The organism is Mesorhizobium sp. SARCC-RB16n (genome assembly GCF_008520305.1).
In the GTDB taxonomy this organism is placed as follows: domain Bacteria; phylum Pseudomonadota; class Alphaproteobacteria; order Rhizobiales; family Rhizobiaceae; genus Mesorhizobium.
Window position 1 is genome coordinate 1 of record NZ_ML703331.1, and the last position, 1,081, is coordinate 1,081.

The following is a 1,081-nucleotide window of genomic DNA, read 5'->3' on the forward strand; positions in this document are numbered from 1 at the left end:
GCATGTCGCCCGGAAGTGTCCTCGGTTCCGGGATAACGACATGCATAAAATCAAAAGCTTACAGCAGGTCGGGCGAATCCTATTCGCCGCGACATGCTGTAGCCCCGGCCCATTCCCATGCCGAGACGCAAAAGCGAGGCGCGACCGCCAAGGACCAGATAGTCGCCGGGATTGCCGGCTTTCGCGTCTGTTGTGCGTGATTTTGGCATCAGGAAGAGCTAAAAGATCGCCGACGCATGTTCCCTAGGGCCAAAACGCTTTGACTCCGCCCTTCCTTTGCGTCAGGTCCGATGGACAAGCTTGGGCAAGGGGAACGAAAATGAAGAAAAACTATGCGAAGCCGACGCTGCTGAAGCGCCAGAAACTGTCCTCGGTCACGGCGGTTGCCTGTCCGATTTCCCAGTGCGCGGACTGAACCGAGGCAACTCGGTAAAGATTGAGCGAAGTCTGAGATATCTGGCGCCCCGCGGTCGGTAGGTGAGACGCCAAGCTACGGGTTACGGGTTTCCTTAGCGAAAGCTTGACAGGCCCCGGCGCGGGCGTTTTTCTTAGGCGTATGGGAATGGGGGAATTCACATGAAAAAGATCTATCAGAAGCCGCTTCTGGTCAAGCGCGACAGGCTGTCGGCGGTGGCTGCTGTTTGCACTCCTTCGAATCCTTGCGCCTGATTTATTACACGGGATGGGTTCCATGAAGAAAACCTATACCAAGCCGACGCTTTTGAAGCGTGAGAAACTGTCGGCGGTTGCCGCGAATTCCTGCACCTCGATTTGTGTCTGAATCGCAGGCCTGTCCAAGAGCTGAGAAACTCGTAAGGATATGCGAAATCCTGCGCCTTGGCGCAGGAAAGACTTCGACGATCCGCAAAGCCTGATGGAACGATCGCGCCGCCGGCAGGTTTTGCAAATGGCCGGGCGGTGGGAAGCCCGGCGTACTCCAGAAGGCCCGTCACGAGTCGCGTCGGTGGCGGGCCTTTCCATGTCGGCGCGCAAACAGCGAACAAAAGGGATGGAGTATTGGAAGCAATCCTGTTTTCGCCGGAAACGCTCTACAGCATGTCGCGGCGAATAGGATTCGCCC

Annotated in this window: 1 protein-coding gene; it reads left to right on the top strand. The window is 56.9% G+C overall.

Features of this window, described 5'->3' with window-relative positions:
* The first annotated feature begins 691 nt into the window (after positions 1 to 691).
* Positions 692 to 781: a putative RiPP precursor gene (locus C7I87_RS36960; RefSeq protein ID WP_373424822.1), complete on the top strand. Its 90-nt coding sequence runs from the start codon at positions 692 to 694 to the stop codon at positions 779 to 781.
* Positions 782 to 1,081: the final 300 nt, after the last annotated feature.

Bases quoted from the DNA above. Each gene is read 5' to 3' on its own strand.
- C7I87_RS36960 (WP_373424822.1), top strand. From the start codon at position 692: ATGAAGAAAACCTATACCAAGCCGACGCTTTTGAAGCGTGAGAAACTG.